At 59.8% G+C, this 19,850-nt stretch carries 19 protein-coding genes and 1 riboswitch; of the genes, 13 read left to right on the top strand and 6 right to left on the bottom strand.

Annotation, left to right across the window (positions count from 1 at the left end; genetic code table 11):
• Positions 1 to 4 precede the first annotated feature (4 nt).
• The 3 genes from gsiB (at position 5) to gsiD (ending at position 3,468) form a co-directional block, all read left to right on the top strand.
• Positions 5 to 1,546, top strand: coding sequence for a glutathione ABC transporter substrate-binding protein GsiB (gene gsiB, locus I6N93_RS09865; protein ID WP_085684772.1), 1,542 nt, complete (start codon positions 5 to 7; stop codon positions 1,544 to 1,546).
• A gap of 87 nt (positions 1,547 to 1,633) precedes the next feature.
• On the top strand, positions 1,634 to 2,554 hold the full coding sequence (gsiC, locus tag I6N93_RS09860) for a glutathione ABC transporter permease GsiC (protein ID WP_085684771.1): 921 nt from the start codon (positions 1,634 to 1,636) through the stop codon (positions 2,552 to 2,554).
• Positions 2,555 to 2,562: 8 nt separating this feature from the next.
• Complete coding sequence (gene gsiD / locus I6N93_RS09855) at positions 2,563 to 3,468, top strand: glutathione ABC transporter permease GsiD (RefSeq protein ID WP_085684769.1); 906 nt, start codon at positions 2,563 to 2,565, stop codon at positions 3,466 to 3,468.
• A 126-nt stretch (positions 3,469 to 3,594) separates the two neighbouring features.
• Here gsiD and I6N93_RS09850 read toward each other — a convergent pair whose 3' ends face one another.
• The 5 genes from I6N93_RS09850 to bioA all read right to left on the bottom strand — a co-directional run bounded on the left by I6N93_RS09850 (position 3,595) and on the right by bioA (position 9,062).
• Positions 3,595 to 5,292, bottom strand: a complete 1,698-nt coding sequence (locus I6N93_RS09850) for an NAD-dependent malic enzyme (RefSeq protein ID WP_085684767.1) — start codon at positions 5,290 to 5,292, stop codon at positions 3,595 to 3,597.
• A 186-nt stretch (positions 5,293 to 5,478) separates the two neighbouring features.
• On the bottom strand, positions 5,479 to 6,366 hold the full coding sequence (cdd, locus tag I6N93_RS09845; RefSeq protein WP_085684765.1) for a cytidine deaminase: 888 nt from the start codon (positions 6,364 to 6,366) through the stop codon (positions 5,479 to 5,481).
• Positions 6,367 to 6,547: 181 nt separating this feature from the next.
• Entirely contained in the window at positions 6,548 to 7,243 is a 696-nt protein-coding gene (locus I6N93_RS09840; RefSeq protein WP_085684763.1) for a CidB/LrgB family autolysis modulator, read from the bottom strand.
• Positions 7,237 to 7,650, bottom strand: coding sequence for a CidA/LrgA family protein (locus tag I6N93_RS09835; RefSeq protein WP_085684761.1), 414 nt, complete (start codon positions 7,648 to 7,650; stop codon positions 7,237 to 7,239). The genes I6N93_RS09840 and I6N93_RS09835 overlap by 7 nt, the downstream gene beginning before the upstream one ends.
• Before the next feature lie 122 nt (positions 7,651 to 7,772).
• Positions 7,773 to 9,062, bottom strand: coding sequence for an adenosylmethionine--8-amino-7-oxononanoate transaminase (bioA, locus tag I6N93_RS09830; RefSeq protein ID WP_176222507.1), 1,290 nt, complete (start codon positions 9,060 to 9,062; stop codon positions 7,773 to 7,775).
• Between the two features lie 89 nt (positions 9,063 to 9,151).
• On the opposite strand from bioA, the gene bioB reads away from it, so the two are divergent.
• The 5 genes from bioB (at position 9,152) to uvrB (ending at position 15,428) form a co-directional block, all read left to right on the top strand.
• On the top strand, positions 9,152 to 10,189 hold the full coding sequence (gene bioB, locus I6N93_RS09825; RefSeq protein WP_085684757.1) for a biotin synthase BioB: 1,038 nt from the start codon (positions 9,152 to 9,154) through the stop codon (positions 10,187 to 10,189).
• Positions 10,190 to 11,338 carry an 8-amino-7-oxononanoate synthase gene (gene bioF, locus I6N93_RS09820; protein ID WP_085684755.1) on the top strand — a complete coding sequence of 383 codons (1,149 nt, stop codon included), beginning with the start codon at positions 10,190 to 10,192 and terminating at the stop codon, positions 11,336 to 11,338.
• A complete protein-coding gene (bioC, locus tag I6N93_RS09815; protein ID WP_085684753.1) occupies positions 11,325 to 12,089 on the top strand; it encodes a malonyl-ACP O-methyltransferase BioC in 765 nt (254 codons plus the stop codon). Before bioF ends, bioC begins: the two co-directional genes overlap by 14 nt.
• A complete protein-coding gene (gene bioD, locus I6N93_RS09810; RefSeq protein ID WP_085684751.1) occupies positions 12,082 to 12,765 on the top strand; it encodes a dethiobiotin synthase in 684 nt (227 codons plus the stop codon). The genes bioC and bioD overlap by 8 nt, the downstream gene beginning before the upstream one ends.
• 650 nt (positions 12,766 to 13,415) lie before the next feature.
• Positions 13,416 to 15,428 carry an excinuclease ABC subunit UvrB gene (gene uvrB, locus I6N93_RS09805; RefSeq protein WP_085684749.1) on the top strand — a complete coding sequence of 671 codons (2,013 nt, stop codon included), beginning with the start codon at positions 13,416 to 13,418 and terminating at the stop codon, positions 15,426 to 15,428.
• 230 nt (positions 15,429 to 15,658) lie between these two features.
• On the opposite strand, the gene I6N93_RS09800 is transcribed toward uvrB, so the two are convergent.
• Complete coding sequence (locus I6N93_RS09800) at positions 15,659 to 16,591, bottom strand: gluconeogenesis factor YvcK family protein (protein WP_085684747.1); 933 nt, start codon at positions 16,589 to 16,591, stop codon at positions 15,659 to 15,661.
• A gap of 321 nt (positions 16,592 to 16,912) precedes the next feature.
• A riboswitch (molybdenum cofactor riboswitch) is annotated at positions 16,913 to 17,058 on the top strand.
• Here I6N93_RS09800 and moaA point away from each other — a divergent pair.
• The 5 genes from moaA to moaE all read left to right on the top strand — a co-directional run bounded on the left by moaA (position 17,046) and on the right by moaE (position 19,774).
• On the top strand, positions 17,046 to 18,035 hold the full coding sequence (gene moaA, locus I6N93_RS09795) for a GTP 3',8-cyclase MoaA (protein WP_085684746.1): 990 nt from the start codon (positions 17,046 to 17,048) through the stop codon (positions 18,033 to 18,035). (Overlaps the previous riboswitch by 13 nt.)
• 32 nt (positions 18,036 to 18,067) lie before the next feature.
• Positions 18,068 to 18,580, top strand: coding sequence for a molybdenum cofactor biosynthesis protein B (gene moaB, locus I6N93_RS09790; protein WP_085684744.1), 513 nt, complete (start codon positions 18,068 to 18,070; stop codon positions 18,578 to 18,580).
• 8 nt (positions 18,581 to 18,588) lie between these two features.
• Positions 18,589 to 19,071 (top strand): cyclic pyranopterin monophosphate synthase MoaC, encoded by a 483-nt coding sequence (gene moaC, locus I6N93_RS09785; protein ID WP_085684742.1) that lies wholly within the window; start codon positions 18,589 to 18,591, stop codon positions 19,069 to 19,071.
• Positions 19,068 to 19,313, top strand: coding sequence for a molybdopterin synthase sulfur carrier subunit (gene moaD / locus I6N93_RS09780; protein WP_085684740.1), 246 nt, complete (start codon positions 19,068 to 19,070; stop codon positions 19,311 to 19,313). The genes moaC and moaD overlap by 4 nt, the downstream gene beginning before the upstream one ends.
• Positions 19,314 to 19,315: 2 nt before the next feature.
• On the top strand, positions 19,316 to 19,774 hold the full coding sequence (moaE, locus tag I6N93_RS09775; protein WP_085684739.1) for a molybdopterin synthase catalytic subunit MoaE: 459 nt from the start codon (positions 19,316 to 19,318) through the stop codon (positions 19,772 to 19,774).
• Positions 19,775 to 19,850 lie beyond the last annotated feature (76 nt).

The raw sequence follows: 19,850 nt of genomic DNA, 5'->3' as shown, positions 1-19,850 counted from the left end.
CAACATGAAAACAGTTAAGACGCATTGCTGGCTGTTGGCCGCGGGCATCGTTGCTTCGACGACCGCCGCGCCGGTATGGGCGGCGAAGGACGCGGTGATCGCCGTCGCCTCCAACTTCACGACGCTCGATCCTTACGACGCGAACGACACGCTGTCTCAGACGGTGGCCAAGTCGTTCTATCAGGGGCTGTTCGGCTTTGATAAGGACATGAAACTGACGAACGTGCTGGCGGAGAGCTACCAGACCAGCCCCGACGGCACCGTGTACACCATCAAACTGCGGCCGGGCGTGAAATTCCACGACGGCACCGATTTCAACGCCGAGGCGGTAAAAGTCAACTTTGACCGCGCCAGCAACCCGGACAACCGCCTGAAGCGCTACAATCTGTTCAAGTCCATCGCCAGCACGGAAGTGGTCGACCCGCTGACGGTGAAAATTACGTTGAAAACGCCGTTCTCCGCGTTCGTCAACAATCTGGCGCATCCGGCGGCGGTCATCATCTCACCGGCGGCGTTGAAACAGTACGGCAAAGAGATCGGCTTCCACCCGGTCGGAACGGGGCCTTACCGCTTTGTGACCTGGAATCAGACCGACTTTGTGAAGGTGGAAAAATTCGCCGGTTACTGGCAGGCCGGTCTGCCTAAGTTGGACAGCATCACCTGGCGTCCGATCGTCGATAACAACACGCGCGCGGCGCTGTTGAAAACCAGCGAGGCGCAGTTCGCTTATCCGATCCCGTTCGAGCAGGCTAAGCTGCTGGAAAATGACAAGGCTATCTCGCTGGCGGCGTCGCCGTCGATCCTGCATCGCTACATCAGTTTCAACGTAACGCAAAAGCCGTTTGACAACCCCAAAGTCCGTCAGGCGGTCAATTACGCTATCAACAAGGATGCGCTCATTAAGGTCGCGTTCGCGGGCTATGCAGTGCCGTCCGAAGGTCCGCTGCCTGCCGGTATTGACTATGCGGTGCAGTATAAGCCGTGGCCTTACGATCCGGCCAAGGCGCGCGAGCTGCTCAAAGAGGCGGGTTATCCCAACGGGTTCACCACCACGCTGTGGTCGTCGCATAACCACAGTACGGCGCAAAAAGTCTTGCAGTTCACCCAGCAGCAGTTGGCTCAGGTGGGCATCAAGGTGCAGGTAACGGCGATGGACGCCGGACAGCGCGCCGCGGAAGTGGAAGGCAAAGGCGTGAAAGAGAGCGGGGTGAGGATGTTCTATACCGGCTGGTCCGCCTCTACCGGCGAAGCCGACTGGGCGCTGAGCCCGCTATTCTCGACCGCCGCCTGGCCGCCCGCGCAGTTTAATACCGCGTTCTACAGCAACCCGGCGGTGGACGCCGATCTGACCAACGCGTTGAAAACGACGGATCGCGCCGAGAAGCAAAAACTCTACGCCGACGCACAAGACAAGATCTGGGCGGATGCGCCTTGGGCGTTCCTGGTGACGGAAAAACTGGTGTCAGCCAATAGCAAGAAACTGACCGGCTTCTACATGATGCCGGACACCTCGTTCAGTTTTGATAACGCCGACCTGACTGAGTAATCAACCTGCGCCGCCGGCTTCAGACCGGCGGCTTTTCCGACCGGCGTATCGGCCGGGCGGCGAAATAGCGTATGTGGAAAGGCGTCAATGCTGAATTATTTTCTCAAACGTTTACTGGGACTCATCCCCACCTTATTCATCGTCATGGTGCTGGTGTTTCTGTTTGTTCACCTGCTGCCGGGCGATCCCGCTCGTCTGGTGGCCGGACAGGATGCGGATGCCGAAGTGGTGCAGATGGTGCGCCAGGAGCTGGGGCTGGATCGACCGCTGCCGCAGCAGTTTTTGCATTTTCTGGCTAATGTGCTGCAGGGGGACTTTGGCCACTCGATGGTATCCAAACGGCCGGTGACGGAAGAGATCGCCACTCGCTTCATGCCGACATTTTGGCTGACGGTATGCAGCATGGTCTGGGCCACGCTGTTTGGCATGAGCATGGGGATCGTCTCCGCCGTGTGGCGCAATCGCTGGCCGGACCGGGTCGGGATGACGCTGGCGGTGTCGGGACTCTCTTTCCCGGCCTTCGCGCTGGGCATGCTGTTGATGCAGATATTCTCGGTGCAGTTGGGCTGGCTGCCGACCGTCGGGGCTGACAGCTGGCGGCACTATATTCTGCCGTCCATCACGCTGGGCGCGGCGGTGGCGGCAGTGATGGCCCGCTTTAGCCGCGCGTCTTTCGTCGAGGTGATGCAGGAAGACTATATGCGTACCGCCCGCGCCAAAGGGGTGAGGGAGTCGATGGTCATCGTCAAGCACGGGATGCGCAATGCGCTGATTCCGGTTGTGACGATGATGGGGCTACAGTTCGGCTTCCTGTTGGGCGGCTCCATCGTGGTTGAGAAGGTGTTCAACTGGCCGGGGCTGGGGCGATTGCTGGTGGACGCCGTGGAAATGCGCGATTATCCCGTGATTCAGGCGGAAGTACTGCTGTTTTCGCTGGAGTTTATTCTTATCAATCTATTGGTGGATATGTTGTATGCGGCCATCAATCCGTCTATTCGTTATCAGTGAGGAACACGATGAAAAACTGGCGACGTCACGCCGCGATAGCGGCTATGCCGACGGCAACGGCAGGGACATATCGGACGCCGCTGCGGGAGTTCTGGCGGCGCTTCTGCCAACAGCGGGTCGCGCTGGTCGCGGGCATCTTTGTCGTGCTGCTGGTGCTGGTGGCGGTGTTTGCCCCGTATCTGGCGCCTTTCGACGCGGAAAATGACTTCGACTACGACCGGTTGAACGAAGGGCCGTCCGCGCTGCACTGGCTGGGCGTGGATTCGCTCGGCCGGGATATTTTCAGCCGGATTCTGCTCGGCGCGCGGATCTCGCTGGTGTCCGGCGTGTGTTCCGTAATGGTCGGGATGGCGATCGGTACGGCGCTGGGGTTGCTGGCGGGCTACTACGAAGGGATGTGGGACCGCCTCATCATGCGTATCTGCGATGTGCTGTTCGCTTTTCCGGGGATCCTGCTGGCGATTGCCGTCGTGGCGATCATGGGCAGCGGCATGGCGAACGTGGTGGTGGCGGTCGCGATTTTCAGCATTCCGGCCTTTGCCCGCCTGGTACGCAGCAACACGCTGGTGTTAAAGCATCAGACGTTTATCGAGTCGGCGCGCAGCATCGGGGCGTCCGATTGGACTATCGTACTGCGCCATATTCTGCCCGGCACCGTGTCGTCCATTGTGGTGTATTTCACCATGCGCATCGGGATGTCGATCATCACCGCCGCGAGCCTGTCGTTTTTGGGGCTGGGCGCGCAGCCGCCGATGCCGGAGTGGGGCGCGATGCTCAACGAGGCGCGTTCGGATATGGTACTGGCGCCGCACGTAGCGATATTCCCCAGCCTGGCGATCTTTCTGACGGTGCTGGCTTTCAACTTGTTGGGCGACGGTTTGCGCGACGCGCTGGATCCTAAGCTAAAGTCTTAGCCATGTTATTCACCGGTCTGAATCGGACTCGTCGTTTGAAAAACAAAGACGCCGCGTCGAATATAACGCGGCGTCTTTATGGATGCGTCCGCGCGGGTCGAATGCGACGCGGACAGGCGAGATTAATTAGAACGAGGTACGTTTGTAGGTACGGTACTGCGGCTGCCAGAAGTTGTGCTCGATCGCCTTGATCAGTGCTTCTTCGGTGGTGACCTCCGCAACGCCGTCTTCTTGCGCTATCTTGGCAACCTCCAGCGCAATGTGGTGAGACACGTCCTGAATTTTTTCGATATCCGGCAGCAGGCCGCCTTTGCCGTCGTTCGCCAGCGGTGAACAGGCGGCCAGCGCGCGACTGGCCGCCATCAGCATACCGTCGGTGATGCGACGCGCGCCGCTTGCCAGCACGCCCAGACCGATTCCCGGGAAAATATAGGAGTTGTTGCACTGGGCGATCGGGTAAATCTCGCCTTTATGCGTGACCGGCGCGAACGGGCTGCCGGTCGCGACCAACGCGGTGCCGTCGGTCCAGTTAAAGATATCTTCCGGACGCGCTTCCACGCGTGAAGTCGGGTTGGACAGCGGCATGATGATAGGACGCGCGCAGTTGCTGCTCATTTCACGGATAATCTCTTCAGTGAACAGGCCCGGCTGGCCGGATACGCCGATCAGCACGGTCGGCTTGGCATTTTGCATCACTTCCAGCAGAGAGATTGCGTCGCTGCTGACGTCCCAATGCGCGATGTTCTCGCTCTTCTGCACCAGCGGGCTTTGGAAGTTAAGCAGGTTTGGCAGCTTGTCGGTCAGCAGGCCGAAACGGTCGACCATGAAGACGCGAGAGCGGGCTTCTTCATCGGCCAGCCCTTCGGCCACCATCTGCGCGATAATCTGTTCGGCGATGCCGCACCCGGCGGAACCGGCCCCGAGGAAAGCGACGGTCTGGTCGCGCAGCTGGCTGCCGGCGGCGCGGCTGGCGGCAATCAGGCTGCCCAGCGCCACGGCGGCGGTGCCTTGAATGTCGTCGTTGAAGCTACAGATTTCGTCCCGGTAGCGGTTCAGCAGCGGCATGGCGTTGCCCTGTGCGAAGTCTTCGAACTGCAGCAGTACGTTCGGCCAGCGGCGTTTGACCGCCTGAATAAATTCGTCCACAAAGGCGTAGTATTCATCGCCGGAAATGCGCGGGTGGCGCCAGCCCATGTAGAGCGGGTCGTTCAGCAATTGCTGGTTGTTGGTGCCGGCATCCAGCACCACCGGCAGGGTGTAGGCCGGGCTGATGCCGCCGCAGGCGGTGTACAGCGACAGCTTGCCGATAGGGATGCCCATGCCGCCGATCCCCTGATCGCCCAAGCCCAGAATACGTTCGCCGTCGGTCACCACGATGACTTTAACGTTTTGTTTGGTGGCGTTCTGAAGCATATCGTCGATATGCTCACGGTTCGGGTAGGAGATGAACAGGCCGCGCGCGCGGCGATAGATATCAGAGAAATGTTCGCAGGCCTCGCCCACGGTCGGCGTGTAGATAATCGGCATCATCTCGCTCAGATGGCCCTGCAAAAGCCGGTAGAACAGCGTCTCGTTGGTATCCTGAATGTTGCGCAGATAGACGTGCTTTTCGATATCGTTTTTGAAGCCTTCGTATTGACGCCAGGCGCGTTCGGCCTGCTCTTCAATAGTTTCGACTGCATCCGGCAGCAGGCCGGTCAGGTTAAAGTGCGATCGTTCTTCTTCGGTAAAGGCGCTGCCTTTGTTCAGTAGCGGAAATTCGAGCAGGATGGGGCCAGCATAAGGGATATAGAGGGGGCGTTTACTTTCATATTCTAATTCCATGACTTTTAGCTCTTTTTTTTAGGGGTAACAGAAATGGGTTCAGGTGCAGCAATGAAACGAAGTGTCTTTAAAATCTTAAAGAACCCACCGAATATGTACAGGCAATGTTAATTAAAATAATTACATATGACTTGCATTCAACTAAAAAGTGAGCAAGGTCACACCCTGTTCAGCCTCGGACAACAATCACGTAATAACTACGTACCGTAAATCAACATCTCCCAAGGCCCCCAACATGGCCTGGGCTGCGCTCCATTGACTGATGACGGCCTGTTTCCGTTCGACCAGCACCGCATGACGTAAATCCCCGGTTTTTTCCCCGGACAGATTCATTAGGTTCAGCGCCGCCTGTAGCGGCGGCAGGCTGGGGTTGAAGGCCGCGTTTTCTGCATAACAGCCGGTGTAGATCGCGCCTGAGTAGGTCTGCAGGGCGATGCCGCTGTAGGCTTCAGTGTACGGCGCATGGCTGCGGTTGGCCGCCGCCAGCGCGGCCTGCACCAACGTGTCCTCGCTATATAATCTCAACCCGTGATGAACCTGATCCATCAGCAGCGCGGCGACATTCAGATCGCGCGGGCCGAAGGCGTCGGGCAGATAGTGAGAGAGAGGTTGAGGCGTGCGTTCGGGCAAGCTGATGGCGATCGTCGTTGCCGAGTTGAGTTCGTTGATGAACTGACGACAGTGCCCGCAGGGCGAATAGTTGACGGTCAGCGTGCGCAGCGCGCGCTCATGGCGCAGCCAGGCATGAGTGATGGCGCTTTGCTCCGCATGCACGCTTTGTTGCAGGGGCAGGCCGGGGAACTCCATGTTGGCGCCGAAATAGAAATTGCCGCTGGCGCCCTGGGCGACCGCACCGACCTGAAAATGCGAGATGGGCGCATGGGCGCAGGCCGCCGCCAGCGGGAGCAGCGCCAGCGCGAGCTGCGTTTCGTCGACCTGACCGGCGAGACAAAGACGTCCAACGTCTGCGGCGGAGAGCCACGCGGCGAAATCTCCCCGATTAAGCATCGGCGTGAGCACCGCCTGCATCGCCTCGGGTAACTGGTTGAGTGCGGCGTGAAACCGTGATTGCATTTACGTCCCCTTTTCATTTCATTGTTCTTTTTTCAAGCATAGCGGACAGCCGAAGTCGAACCGCTTAAATGTGATCTTTAGCACAATGACATGAAATGGAACGAAAAGTTGAGCGCCATTTTTGATCAAAATATGACGCGCGTGAGCGCTCATCCATATAAGGCGGAGAGCGCTTCTGTCCTTAGTGCGCCATCAGCAGCAACAGCGGGAAGACGAACGGCGCGAACAGCGACGTCATGATGCCGCAGATGACTAGGGCCAGGGAGCTGAACGCGCCTTCCTGAAAGTCGACCTCCGCGCAGCGGGCGGTGCCCAACGCGTGGGATGCGGTGCCCATCGACAGTCCGCGCGCCGACTTCACCGTAATCTTCAGGCGGTTGAGCAGCGTGTGTCCCATCACCGCGCCGAGGATGCCGACGAAGATCACGCAGACGGCGCTAATCGCGGGGATGCCGCCTATTGAGCTGGCGACCGCCATCGCGATAGGGGTGGTGACGGATTTGGGCAGGACCGACGCGGCGATTTCCGGCGTTGCGCCCAGCCACAGCGCTACCAGCGTGCCGCTGACGATAGCGGTCAGGCTGCCGACAAAGCACACCGTAATAATGGATTTCCACCGGGCGCGAATTTGATGAATCTGTTCATACAGCGGAAACGCCAGCGCGACCACGGCGGGCTGCAACAGGTTGTTCAGCACCTCGCTGCCTTTGAAATAGTGTTCGTAAGGAATGCGCAGCAGCAGCAGAACGGGAATGATGATGAGCATGGACACCAGCAGCGGATTCAGCAGCGGCATGTTCAGTTTTATCGCCACTTGGCGCGCGCCGAAGAACACCAGCAGCGTCAGCGGCAAGGACCACCATAAATAGGTCAGCATTGCTTTTTTTCCTTAGCTGCCTGCGGGGCTCCCGGCAGTGTCCTTTCCCTGTGCATGATCTGAGTGCAGTAACCGACCACCACCATCACAATCAGCGTACTGATCAGGCAGGAAACGACGATAGGACCAAACTGGCTGCGCAACAGATCGAAATAGCTCATCACGCCGACGCCGATGGGGACGAACAGCAAAGCCATATAGCGGATCAGCAGATGACAACCGGGCCGGACCCAGTCGGCGGGAAGGATTTGCGAAGAGAGCAGGGCGAAAAGGATCAGCATGCCAATGATGCTGCCGGGGATGGTGATAGGCAGTAACGCGGATATCGTATTGCCTGCGTAAAGACACAGGTAAATCAATACGAAAGCGCGTAAATACTGCCAGCAGCGTGTGATCGTATTACGCATGGGAGGATTCCTGATTCACTGAGGAAATTTATGATAGCGCTAACCGAAAGCCGGTGCTACGGGTTGCGCAGCACCGTTTCCCCCTTGTGGAAACCGCAGCGTTTTCACCACGGGAACCGGATTTAGTCGAACAATTCATCCTGCGATAAGGCTTCGGCGATCGCCTCCGTCAGTCGGGACAACGATTCTGCTGAAATAATATACGGCGGCATGAGGTAGATCAGTTTGCCAAATGGCCGGATCCAGACACCTTTGTTAACAAAAAAGCGCTGCAGCCGCGCCATATTCACCGGCGCGACGGTCTCCACCACGCCGATGGCGCCCAGCACGCGGACGTCAGCCACGCGCACAGAGGCGGCCAGCGGCAGTAACGCGGCGCGCAGCTGCGCCTCAATCGCCGCGACCTGAGACGGCCACTGCCCTTCTTCCAGCAGCGCCAGGCTGGCGTTGGCGGCCGCACAGGCGAGCGGGTTGCCCATAAAGGTGGGGCCGTGCATAAAACAGCTCGCCTCGCCGTCGCTGATGGTGTCGGCGATATGGCGGGTGGCGAGCGTGGCGGACAGCGTCATATAACCACCGGTCAGCGCTTTACCGAGGCAGAGAATGTCCGGCGCGATGCCCGCATGTTGGCAGGCGAACAGCTTGCCGGTGCGGCCGAAGCCGGTGGCGATCTCGTCGGCGATCAGCGGGATGCCGTACCGGTCGCACAGCTGGCGCACCCGACGCAGATAATCGGGATGATAGAACCGCATACCGCCTGCGCCCTGCACGATAGGTTCCAGGATCACCGCCGCGATGCTGTTCGCCTGCCGTTCGATGATCGCCGCCAGCGAATCGGCGTCTTCTTCTCGCCAGGGGGCGTCAAAACGGCACTGCGGGGCATCGGCGAACAGGTGCGGCGGCAGGTAACCCCGATAGAGGCTGTGCATCGAATTTTGCGGATCGCACACCGACATCGCGCCCAGCGTATCGCCGTGATAGCCGTGGCGCAGCGTGACAAACTGGCGACGCGACTGCCCCTGCGCCTGCCAATACTGCAACGCCATCTTCATGGCGACCTCAACCGCCACCGACCCGGAATCCGCCAGAAAGACGCACTCCAGCGCGTCAGGGGTCATCGCCAACAGCCGACGACACAGGTCGATGGCGGGCGCATGGATTATGCCGCCGAACATAATGTGGGACATGTGGCTCAACTGTTCAGTGATGGCCTGATTGATGCGGGGATGGTTATAGCCGTGGATCGCGGCCCACCAGGAGGACATGCCGTCCACCAACGTGCAGCCATTCTCCAACTGGAGTTCCACGCCGTGCGCGGCGCTCACCGGATAGCAGGGCAGTGGCTGGGTCATGGACGTATACGGATGCCAGATATGGCGTTGGTCAAACTGAAGATCGTCTAAAGTGATCATAATCCGTCAACTAAATCTAATTCAATTTGGTTGACAGTATATCCCCATAAATTACACTGACGACATCTTTTTCACCCGGAGTTGTCGTGATGTCAGAACGCGTTCAATGGACGTTGGAACAGGCGCAAGACCTGTTTAATCAGCCTTTTTTGGAGCTGATGTATGAGGCGCAGACCGTTCATCGGCAGCATTTCGATCCGCGCCAGGTTCAGGTCAGCACGCTGCTGTCTATTAAGACCGGCGCCTGCCCCGAAGACTGCAAATATTGCCCCCAGAGTTCCCGTTATCATACCGGCATCGAAACCGAGCGTCTGATGCAGGTCGAGCAGGTGATGACCTCCGCCCGTCAGGCCAAGGCCGCAGGCTCGACCCGTTTCTGTATGGGCGCCGCCTGGAAAAACCCGCACGAGCGCGACATGCCCTATCTGGAAGAGATGGTGCGCGGCGTGAAAGCGCTGGGCATGGAAACCTGCATGACGTTGGGGACGTTACAAGGCGATCAGGCGGAGCGACTGGCGGAAGCGGGGCTGGATTTTTACAACCATAACCTTGATACCTCGCCGGAATTCTACGGCAGCATCATCACGACCCGAACTTATCAGGAACGTCTGGATACGCTCGGCAAAGTGCGCGAAGCGGGGATCAAAGTCTGTTCCGGCGGGATCATCGGTCTGGGCGAAACGGTGCGCGACCGCGCCGGTCTGCTGGTCCAACTGGCCAATCTGCCGACGCCGCCGGAGAGCGTGCCGATCAACATGCTGGTCAAGGTCAAAGGCACGCCGCTGGCCGAAAACGAGGACGTCGATCCGTTCGATTTCGTGCGGACCATCGCCATCGCCCGCATCATGATGCCGACGTCGCACGTCCGTCTGTCCGCCGGGCGCGAGCAGATGAGTGAGCAGACGCAGGCCATGTGCTTTATGGCAGGAGCCAACTCGATTTTCTACGGCTGCAAGCTGTTGACGACCCCGAACCCGAAAGAAGACAAAGATTTACAGCTGTTCCGCAAGCTGGGGCTGAATCCGCAGCAGACCCGCACCGAGTACGGCGACAACCAGCAGCAGCAGCATCTGACCGAGCGGCTGATGAACGCCGACACCGAGCAGTTCTACAACGCGGCGGTCTAAATGGGCTGGCAGCAACGTATCGAACGGGCGCTGACGCAGCGCCGCGAGGAGGGCGCCTACCGTCAGCGTCAGGTGAACGAAGGCGGCGGCGGGCGCTGGCTGGAGAGCAACGGTCGCGGCTATCTGAACTTCTCCAGCAACGACTATCTTGGCATCAGCCAGCATCCCGCCATTGTGCGCGCGTGGCAGCAGGGCGCCGGGCGTTTCGGCGTGGGCAGCGGCGGTTCGGGACATGTCACCGGCTACAGCGTCGCACACGAAGCGCTGGAGCGGCAGCTGGCGGACTGGCTCGGCTACGATCGCGCGCTGCTGTTCATCTCCGGCTATGCCGCCAATCAGGCCGTGATCGGCGCGCTGGCGGAAGCGGGAGATCGCATTCTGGCCGACAAGCTCAGCCATGCGTCGCTGCTGGAGGCCGCCGCGTTGTCGCCTGCGACGTTGCGCCGTTTCCCGCACAATCAGCCGGAGGGGCTAGAGCGTCTGTTGCGCTCGCCGTGCGACGGCCAGACGCTGGCGGTGACGGAGGGGATCTTCAGCATGGACGGAGACGCGGCGCCGCTGCCTGAACTGCTGGCGGCGAGCCGGCGTCACCGCGCCTGGCTAATGGTCGACGATGCGCATGGCATCGGCGTGCTGGGCGAACAGGGGCGCGGCAGCTGCTGGAATCAAGGTATGCAGCCTGAGCTGCTGATCGTCACCTTCGGTAAAGCGTTCGGCGCCAGCGGCGCGGCGGTGCTGTGTGGACACGAAATCGCGGAGTATCTGACGCAGTTCGCCCGCCACCTTATCTATAGCACCTCGATGCCGCCCGCTCAGGCCTGCGCGTTGGGCGCGGCGCTGGACGTGGTGCGTCAAGGCGATGACCTGCGGCAATGTTTGACGGACAACATCGTCCGCTTTCGTCGCGGCGCCGCCGGGCTGGCCTATCAGTTGCAAACGTCCCGGAGCGCGATCCAACCGCTGATCGTCGGCGACAATCATAAAACGCTGGCGCTGTCTCAGACGCTGCGCGAGCAAGGGCTGTGGGTCGGCGCGATGCGGCCGCCGACGGTCCCGCCGGGCACCTCTCGCCTGCGTATCACCTTGACGGCGAGTCATACGCCGCAGGATATCGACCGGCTGCTGGAGGTGTTGCATGACGCCGGCTGAGTCCCCCCATAAGCGGGCGATTGCGCGAGCGTTTGGCCGCGCCGCCACGCACTACGATCGTTTTGCCGAGCTGCAGCGTGATAGCGGGGAGCGTCTGATGTCGCTGCTGGGTGATCATGCCGGGAGGGAATTGCTGGACGCAGGCTGTGGGACGGGTTATTTCAGCCGCCGCTGGCAGGCCCAGGGCAAACGCGTGACCGCGCTGGATCTGTCGTCGCAGATGCTGGCGGCAGCGCGGCAGCGGGCGTCGGCGACCCACTATGTGTTGGGCGACATCGAACATCTGCCGCTGCCGACGGCCAGTGTGGATCTGAGCTTCAGCAATCTGGCGATCCAGTGGTGCGACGATCTGTCTCGCGGACTGGGCGAGCTATACCGCGTGACGCGTCCCGGCGGCGCCGTCGCCTTCTGTACACTGGCTCAAGGCACGCTGGCGGAGCTGGAAAACGCATGGCGGCGTCTGGATGGCTCGCGTCGGGTCAATCGTTTCTTGACGGCGCCGGAGATCGAGGCGGCCTGTCGGCCCTATCGCTATCGGTTGGTCAGCGCGCCGCTGACCTGCTATTTCCCCGATGTGCTGAGCCTCATGCGCTCGCTAAAGGGCGTGGGCGCGACCTGGTTGCACGAGGGGCGACCTTCCCGCGCGATCACCCGGGAACGGCTGCGGGCGCTGGCGGAGGACTATCCGCATGCGCCGCAGGGCTACCCTCTAACCTATCAACGAATTCTGGGAGTGATTGAACATGACTAAGCGCTGGTTCGTGACCGGCACGGACACCGACGTGGGCAAAACGGTCGCCAGCGCCGCGCTGTTACAGGCGGCCGGTCGCGCCGGGTATCTCACCGCGGGTTACAAACCAGTGGCCTCCGGCTGCGAGATGACGCCGGACGGGCTGCGTAATCGGGATGCGCTGTGGCTGCAAGCCAACAGTCGGCTGGCGCTGACTTATGAGGAGGTCAACCCGCTGGCTTTCGCCGAGCCGACATCGCCTCATATCATCAGCGCGGAAGAAGGGCGACCGATCGAATTTGACGCGCTCAGCGCCGGTTTGCTCGCGCTGACGGCCCGCTCTGAGTGGGTGTTAGTCGAAGGCGCTGGCGGATGGTTCACGCCGCTTTCCCATCGTCAGACTTACGCGGACTGGGTCGTGCAAGAGCAACTGCCGGTCATTATGGTCGTTGGCGTCAAGCTGGGCTGCATCAATCACGCCATGCTCACTGCGCAGGCCGTGCAGCAGGCCGGGCTAACGCTGGCGGGATGGATAGCCAATGACGTCGCTCTGCCCGGCAATCGCCACCAGGCATATTTGCGGTCGCTTCAGCAGCGCATTCCTGCACCAATGCTGGGTGAAATCCCGCGTTTAACGCATCCCGAACCGCAGCAGGAACTGGGGCACTATCTGAACCTCGCCGCGCTCTGCGCATAATCGCCACGAAAAGGCTTAAAGCGCTAAAAATTGATAGGTTAAAGCATCTTGAAAAAACTTTTCCACGGTGTTTTTCGCTATATTTTTTGACGTCAATCAACACTCAGGCACCTTCTTTCACCTCGCACGATCATCATTACGCCAAAAAATAAACGAAAAAAAAAAAGATTGCGTTCCCCTACAGCGAGTCTGGGCCTTTATCTCCAACTCAGGACCACTGGGCTCTTGTGGGAGTTATCCACCATTTCTGTGGATAACCGTGTGTATGAGAATTAGAAAAACGCATCCAGACGAGAGCTGGCGCGGGTTTTGCGAAGGTTGACGGTATTCTCGGCTTTTTGTTCAAGATTATAAAAATCAACAATTTAATTAAAATCAAGCGGCATTCTCCGCACCGCTGGCGAGTTGTGTAAATTACGGTCAACGTCCAAGACATTTTAATGTCACTGGGGTGACAGCTGGGGATAAGATGCATTTTCACGCTGGCTAAGGGCATCGCAATATGCTATCGCGGCACGCAAAACTTGAGGCTGTGGTTACATCCAGTATCATGTGGCTGGCATTCAACCCGATCGCTTCCCATACTGAGGAAGTCGACATGCTGACCGAGCGTCGTTTCTTTCATCTTCCCTAATCAGGTAGCCCAGCTCATGAGTAAAGCATTCAAACTGCATTCCGCCTATAAACCAGCAGGCGACCAACCGGAAGCGATCCGGAAGCTAAAGGAGGGGTTGGAAGACGGGCTGGCACACCAGACGCTGCTGGGCGTGACCGGGTCAGGCAAGACCTTCACGGTGGCTAACGTCATCGCCGACCTCAACCGGCCGACGATGGTGCTGGCGCCCAACAAAACCCTGGCGGCACAGCTGTACGGCGAGATGAAGGCGTTCTTCCCCGAGAATGCGGTGGAATATTTCGTTTCCTACTATGACTACTATCAGCCGGAAGCCTACGTGCCCAGTTCGGATACCTTCATCGAGAAGGACGCCTCCGTGAACGAGCATATCGAACAGATGCGCTTGTCCGCCACCAAAGCGCTGCTGGAGCGGCGCGACGTGGTGGTCGTGGCGTCCGTTTCGGCGATCTACGGCCTGGGCGACCCCGATTTGTACCTGAAGATGATGCTGCACCTGACGCAGGGCATGCTGATCGGTCAGCGGGATATCTTGCGTCGGCTGGCTGAATTGCAGTACGCCCGCAACGATCAGGCCTTCCAGCGCGGGACCTTTCGGGTGCGTGGCGATGTCATCGACATCTACCCGGCGGAATCGGACGAGGTGGCTCTGCGGGTAGAGCTATTCGACGACGAAGTAGAACGGCTGTCGCTGTTTGATTCGTTGACCGGGCAGATCATCAGCAACGTGCCGCGTTACACTATCTATCCCAAGACGCACTACGTGACGCCGCGCGAGCGTATCCTGCAGGCGATGGAAGAGATCAAGGTCGAGCTGGCCGACCGCCGCAAGAATCTGCTCGCCAATAACAAACTTCTGGAAGAACAGCGTATTATGCAGCGCACCACCTTTGACCTGGAAATGATGAACGAGCTGGGTTACTGCTCCGGTATCGAGAACTACTCCCGTTACCTGTCCGGTCGCGGTCCGGGCGAGCCGCCGCCGACGTTATTTGACTATCTGCCGGCGGATGGTCTGCTGGTCATTGACGAATCCCACGTCACTATCCCGCAGCTGGGCGGGATGTATCGCGGTGACCGGGCGCGCAAGGAAACGCTGGTGGAGTACGGCTTTCGTCTGCCGTCGGCGCTGGACAACCGGCCGATGAAGTTTGAAGAGTTTGAAGCGCTCGCGCCGCAGAGCATCTATGTGTCGGCGACGCCAGGTAAGTACGAACTGGAGAAGTCCGGCGGCGAAGTCATCGATCAGGTTGTGCGTCCTACCGGTCTGCTGGACCCGATCATTGAAGTGCGGCCGGTCTCCACGCAGGTCGACGATCTGTTATCGGAAATCCGTCAGCGCGTCGCCATCAACGAGCGCGTACTGGTCACCACGCTGACCAAGCGGATGGCGGAAGACCTGACGGAGTATCTGGAGGAGCACGGTGAGCGCGTTCGCTACCTGCACTCGGATATCGATACGGTAGAGCGGGTGGAGATCATCCGCGATCTGCGGCTCGGCGAGTTCGACGTGCTGGTTGGAATCAACCTGCTGCGAGAAGGGTTGGATATGCCGGAGGTCTCGCTGGTGGCGATCCTGGATGCGGACAAAGAAGGCTTCCTGCGCTCCGAACGGTCGCTGATCCAGACCATCGGACGTGCGGCGCGTAACCTGAACGGTAAAGCCATTCTTTACGGCGACAAGATCACGCCGTCGATGGAGCGGGCGATCTCGGAAACGCAGCGTCGCAGAGAAAAACAGCAGGAGTACAACGAGCTGCACGGTATTGTGCCGCAGAAACTCAACAAGGAAATCGGCGATATCTTGCAGATCGGCCAGTCGCCGAACAACAAAGGCAAGGGCCGAGGCCGTCAGGCCGCCGAGCCGGATGGCCGCTATGCGCTGCTGACCCCGAAGGCGCTGGAGAAGAAGCTCGCCGAGCTGGAGGCGCAAATGCTGAAACACGCGCAGAATCTGGAGTTCGAGGACGCCGCCAGACTGAGAGACGAGGTTCAGGCGCTGCGGGCGCAGTTTATTGCCGTCTCGTGACGGCCACGTCACGCCCCCAAGCTCAACAAGGTTTCGGTCACGAATACGTTGACGTCAGGAATGGATGTGTTGTCTATCGCCGGCAGCCGGTGCGAGCGGCGGTTTTTCTACAGAAACGGCGACGATTTGCCGGTGGGTCATTGAGGTCAAAGCGCTGGGCGATGTAGCGGTCGCCTTCGAGCTGACGGCGACCTTGAATGAAGGCGTGTGTTGTTTAGCTGAACCGGCCGTCAGGCCGTTTGGCGATGCAGATTCAAGGCCAGCTGTCGCTGCGTTTGAGCGATGGCCTCGCGCAGCAACTGGCGATCGTGGTGATGCGGAACATCAGCCGCCGCCAGCGGTTGCTGTATCACCAGGCGATCTGAAAGCGCCTCGGTGCTCATCCGGGGACGCAGGATCACCGCGTCGATAATCCGGCGGCCGACCTTGGCTTCAATCATAGCAATCTGATGCGCCGTCGTGAGCTGCGAGGCCGCCGGGCTCTGTTCCTGATCCAGATTGGCGATATACACCATCGGCGCGTTGCTGTGGTGGAGCGCAACAGTCAGATCCTCCAGCAGCAGCAGGGGCATCAGGCTGGTCAGAAAACTGCCGGGGCCGATGAGCAGCAGATCGGCATTGGCGATGGCATCCAGCGCTTCGCGCGTGGCGGCGACGGCGGGAAACAGGCGCAGATCCTGCGGCAACGTCGCCAACTGATCGACGGCGACCTCGCCGTAGACCGGCAACCCCTGCGCGTCCGTCGCCAGCAAGTCGGCGGATTGCTCGGACATCGGAATGAGTTCGGCGTCGATTTGCAGCAGGTTGCGGATAAGCTTGATCGCCTTCAGCGGGCGGACGCTGAGATTGTCCAGCGCCTTGAGCATCAGATTGCCCAGATTGTGTCCGGCCAATTCGCCGCTGCCGCCGAAGCGGTATTCAAACATGGCGGCGGCCGTGCTCGGTGTGGTGATGAGCTGATTGAGGCAGTTGCGGGTATCGCCCCAGGCGATACCGCCTTCGGAGCGGCGAATACGGCCGGTTGAGCCGCCGTTATCCGTGGTGGTGACGATGCCGGTCAGGCGTGAGCCGAGGAAAGAGAGTGAAGACATCACGCGTCCCAGACCGTGTCCACCTCCCAAAGCCACCACGCGCCGGAGATCGGTCAATGTGAGATTGCGCATAGATGCCTCACCCAATTAAGTAAATAAAAAAAAACGTGGCGGATATATACCACACTGGCCGCCGGTCTCGCACCCCGCATGAGGAAAATCGTGCGGAAAAAAGGGCAGAGCGGCGTTTTGCGTGAGTCGCCGTACCCTGGGGGCAGAGAATTCGGCGGATGTCGCGGGTAAGTTTTACCAGATGGGCCAGGCTGTCGCACCAAGAGAAAAATCCGTTATATACAAATATATACACCGAATTTTCAGTGACTATTCGTGAATAGTGGCGATAGACTCTACGCTGAAATCACGGTTTCGCCGACGCTGCCATACAAAGCGCAAGCGAAATCAAAACTCCTAGCCTGAATGCCTACGTTATGCCCGGTCGCGTAATAAGGTGCTCAGGCCGTGGCCTGTCGGGCCACCAGGGTGCGCGGTAGAAATGCCCGCATCTCCCGTATTTGGAAAGGTGTTTATGGTGAATCAACTGACCGACGCGTTCGCGCGCAAGTTCTACTACCTGCGCCTGTCGATTACGGACGTCTGCAATTTTCGTTGTACCTACTGCCTGCCCGATGGCTACCGTCCCCGGGGCGCGATGCCGCGTCGCTTTCTGTCGCTGGATGAAATCCGCCGCGTCAGCCGGGCGTTCGCCGCCATGGGGACGGAAAAGGTGCGGCTGACGGGTGGCGAACCTTCGCTGCGCCGTGATTTTGTCGACATCATTGCGGCGGTGCGGGAAAACCCGTCCATTCGAACGCTGGCCGTGACCACCAACGGCTACCGGCTCGCACGTGAGGCGGGGCGTTGGCGCGCAGCCGGTCTGACCCACATCAACGTCAGCGTAGACAGCCTCGACGCTCGGCAATTCCACGCGATTACCGGACAGGACAAATTTCGCGAAGTGATGGCGGGCATCGACGCGGCGTTTTCCGCAGGCTTCCCTAAAGTTAAAATCAACACGGTGCTGATGCGGGACGTCAATGACGGCAGCCTCAACGCTTTTCTTCACTGGATCAAACCGCGCCCGATACAGCTGCGTTTCATCGAGTTGATGGAAACTGGCGAAGGGCGCGAACTGTTTCGCCGTCATCACGTCTCCGGCCAGACAATCCGCGAACGTCTCTTGCAGCAAGGCTGGCGGGCGCAGGCGCGTCAGCGCAGCGACGGGCCCGCCCAAACGTTCGCTCACCCTGACTATCAGGGGGAAGTGGGACTGATCATGCCTTACGAAAAAAACTTCTGTCAGAGCTGTAACCGGCTGCGTGTGTCGGCGGTAGGCAACCTGCATTTGTGCCTGTTCGGGGAGCAAGGGATCCCGCTGCGGGATTTGTTGGCGGACGACGGCCAGTTAGCGGCGCTGCAAGAGCGCATCGCGGGCGGCCTGAAGCTGAAAAAAGAGACGCATTTGCTGCACGAAGGCGACAGCGGCATCACGCCCAATTTGTCCTTTATCGGCGGGTGAGGCCGAGTTAAACGAAGCAGTAAGGAGAAAGTATGAGTAAGCCCAGTGAAACATTTATCCCGTTGCGTATCGCGGTGATGACCGTGTCCTCGCGTCGCACCGAAGCCGACGACACCTCCGGCGACTACTTGCGCGAAGCCGCGCGGGAAGCGGGACATCAGATCGTCGCCAGCGCCATCGTGCTGGAAAACCTGTACCAGATCCGCGCCCGGATCTCCGACTGGATCGCCAGCGAGAACGTGCAGGTGGTGCTGATTAACGGCGGCACCGGGTTTACCGACGGCGATAACGTGCCGGAGGCCATTGGCGTTCTGTTCGACCGTGAAATGGTCGGGTTCGGCGAGCTGTTCCGCATGGTGTCGTATGAAGATATCGGCACCGCGACGGTGCAGTCGCGTGCGCTGGCGGGGTTGGCCAACGGCACCGTGATCTTTGCGATGCCCGGATCGACCCGTGCCTGCCGCACCGCCTGGGAGCGCGTCCTGCAAGAGCAGTTGGACGCGCGCCAGAAGCCCTGCAATGTCCATCCACATCTGAAAAAATAACCAAAACCATGACTCCATTGACGCATATTAATGCCGCCGGGGAAGCGGCGATGGTGGATGTTTCCGCCAAGGCTGAGACGGTGCGCGAAGCCCGCGCCGAAGCATTCGTCGCCATGGCTCCTGAAACGCTGTCCATGATTATCGAAGGCCGCCATCACAAGGGCGACGTGTTCGCCACGGCGCGCATCGCCGGTATTCAGGCGGCGAAACGGACCTGGGACCTGATCCCGCTCTGTCATCCTTTGTTGCTGACTAAAGTGGCGGTAGAGCTGCAAGCGCAGCCGGCGCACAACCGGGTGCGTATCGAATCGCTCTGCCGTCTCACCGGCAAGACCGGCGTGGAGATGGAAGCGCTGACGGCCGCTTCCGTGGCGGCGCTCACGATTTACGATATGTGTAAGGCGGTGCAGAAAGACATGACTATCGGCCCCGTGCGGCTGCTGGCGAAAAGCGGCGGCAAGTCCGGCGATTTCCGGGCGGAGGACGTATGATCACCGTGCTATTTTTCGCTCAGGTACGGGAGCTGATTGGCACGGATCGCGAGATGCTGCCAGCCACTTTCCCGACGGTTTCCGCGCTGCGGCAGGCGCTGTGTGAGCGCGGCGACCGCTGGGCGCTGGCGCTGGAAGACGGCAAGTTGCTGGCGGCGGTTAACCAGACGCTGGTGGCGATGGGTCATCCGCTGCACGACGGCGACGAAGTCGCCTTTTTTCCGCCGGTGACGGGAGGTTGAGCATGAAAGCCACCCGCATTCGGGTCGGGGAAGACGCATTCAGCGTGGGTGAAGAGTATGCCTGGCTGGCCGCCTGCGATGAGGACGGTGCGGTCGTTACCTTCACCGGCAAGGTGCGTAATCATAATCTTGGGGAGAACGTGCAGGCTCTGACGCTGGAGCACTATCCCGGCATGACCGAAAAAGCGTTGGCGGAAATTGTCGCGGAAGCGCGTGAACGCTGGCCGCTACAGCGCGTCAGCGTCGTTCATCGCATCGGCGCGCTTTATCCCGGCGATGAAATCGTGTTCGTCGGCGTGACCGGCGCGCACCGGGGCGCGGCGTTTGAAGCCGGTGAGTTCATCATGGACCTGCTGAAAACCCGTGCGCCGTTCTGGAAGCGCGAGTCGACGGATGAGGGCGATAGGTGGGTGGCCTCGCGGGAGAGTGACCGCCACGCCGCCAACCGCTGGGCGCGGTGAAAAGTCCTCTCTGGCCGCGTGTGTGGCCGGGCGGTGGCCCGGCGATTTTGTGGTAGACTTTAGCTCGGAGGGCAAT

Origin of the sequence: Lonsdalea populi (assembly GCF_015999465.1) — a bacterium.
GTDB classification, from domain to species: Bacteria; Pseudomonadota; Gammaproteobacteria; order Enterobacterales; family Enterobacteriaceae; genus Lonsdalea; species Lonsdalea populi.
Note: the sequence above shows the minus strand (reverse complement) of the source record. Positions and strands in the feature narration are given on the sequence as shown.